Raw genomic sequence first — 1,454 nt, 5'->3', positions numbered from 1 at the left:
GACCAGATGACGCAGCAGAACGCGGCGCTGGTGGAGGAGTCCAGTGCGGCGGCGCTGTCCATGCAGGAGCAGGCGCGTCGTCTGGCGGAAGTGGTCTCAGTCTTCAAGCTCGGCCATGAAACCGGCTATGCCAAGGTTGCCGCACCTCAGCGCTCGGCCAGCCGCGCCATGCCAGCCATGGCGCCTGTGAAGCAGACTGCAGCAGCAGTCAGGCCCGCGATCAAGAAAGCGCCTGCTGCTCCGGCTCCCACAGCGCTGAGTGCCAGCAAGGCCAAGCCTGCTGCGGACTCCGACGATGGGGACTGGGAAACGTTCTAAACCGCAGGCTGACACCCGCTTGCAGGCCCGCCGCTTCTGACAGGAGGCTGCGGGCTTTTTCATTCTGGATTGCCAACTCCAGCCGTGTCGAAAAGCGGGAAAGTACTGAGAACATCAGTCGTGTGCAATGCGCAAAGCAGTTGTAACAATTATTAATATATTGATGCAACCTCGGGAGAGCATCCCGAAGAGGTGGAGGGAGGACGTCAGGGGCCAGGAATTGACCGCCAGAGTCATGCACAAGCCAGCCCGTAGTTCACGATGCGGACGTGCCTGTGTGTGTGGGTTCTTTTGTCTGGATTGGTTGGTTCATGAAGTTGTTTCAATTCACCGTGGCCCGGAAGCTGTGGGCATTGGTGATCGGTCTTTTGGCGGGGATGTTGTTGCTGGTGGCAGGCAGCCTGGCTTATTCCAAACGTGTCAACGAGGGCGTTCTTACGGCGGTGGTGGAGGCGCAGACTGCTGCTGCGCAGGCCAAGGAGTGGCGCATCCTGACCCAGATGAGCATGGATCGCTTCACGGCAGCTGCCATGTCCACGGAAGAGAATCTGGTCGAGCACCAGTACAAGGCCATGGCCGGCCTGATCGCCAGCATCAACGAGTTGCGCGACAAGGTGCTGGCACAGGTTCATACCCAAGAGGCCAAGGGCCTGATGGCCGATGTGAACACGCATAGAGATGCCTTGTTTGCGGTGAACAAGGAGGTGGATCAGGCTCGTCAATCCAAGGATTTCGAGCGTTCGCAAAAGCTGATCGAAGAGCGGCTCAATCCCATGGCGCAAAAGTACTACGCGGCCCTGGATGCCTATGTGCAACTGCAGGACCGCTACCGGGTTCAGGCGCTGGAGCTGGGTGAGTCCAGCCGCTCCAAAGCCTATGTGGTGATAGCCGTCGCTTGTGGCGTCATCATGTTTTTGGGATTGGTGACTGGCCTGCTCATCATGCGCTCCATCACCCGGCCTCTTGTCAAGGCCGTGGAGCTGGCAGATGCGATCGCCGAGGGCGATCTGAGTTTCAGAAGCGGGCATGGCAGCGAAGACGAACTGGGGCATCTGCACCAGTCCCTGAACGCCATGGCCGAGCGCCTGCGCTCCGTCGTCGGCCAGGTGCGCTCGGGCGTGGAATCCGTCTCTTCG

The 1,454-nt window shown here is 59.8% G+C and carries 1 protein-coding gene and 1 pseudogene; both read left to right on the top strand.

Annotated features, from left to right (window positions below; translation table 11 throughout):
• A pseudogene (locus JAO85_RS25505) lies at window positions 1–318 on the top strand (methyl-accepting chemotaxis protein); the annotation flags it as partial.
• Window positions 319–629: 311 nt separating this feature from the next.
• Window positions 630–1,454, top strand: an 825-nt coding sequence (locus tag JAO85_RS25500) for a HAMP domain-containing protein (protein ID WP_202789299.1), incomplete at its 3' end; no start/stop codon positions are given.

Origin of the sequence: Comamonas sp. NyZ500 (assembly GCF_016772095.1) — a bacterium.
GTDB classification, from domain to species: domain Bacteria; phylum Pseudomonadota; class Gammaproteobacteria; order Burkholderiales; family Burkholderiaceae_C; genus Comamonas; species Comamonas thiooxydans.
The sequence above is the reverse complement of the archived record's forward strand: the minus strand, read 5'-3'. Positions and strand labels throughout refer to the sequence as shown.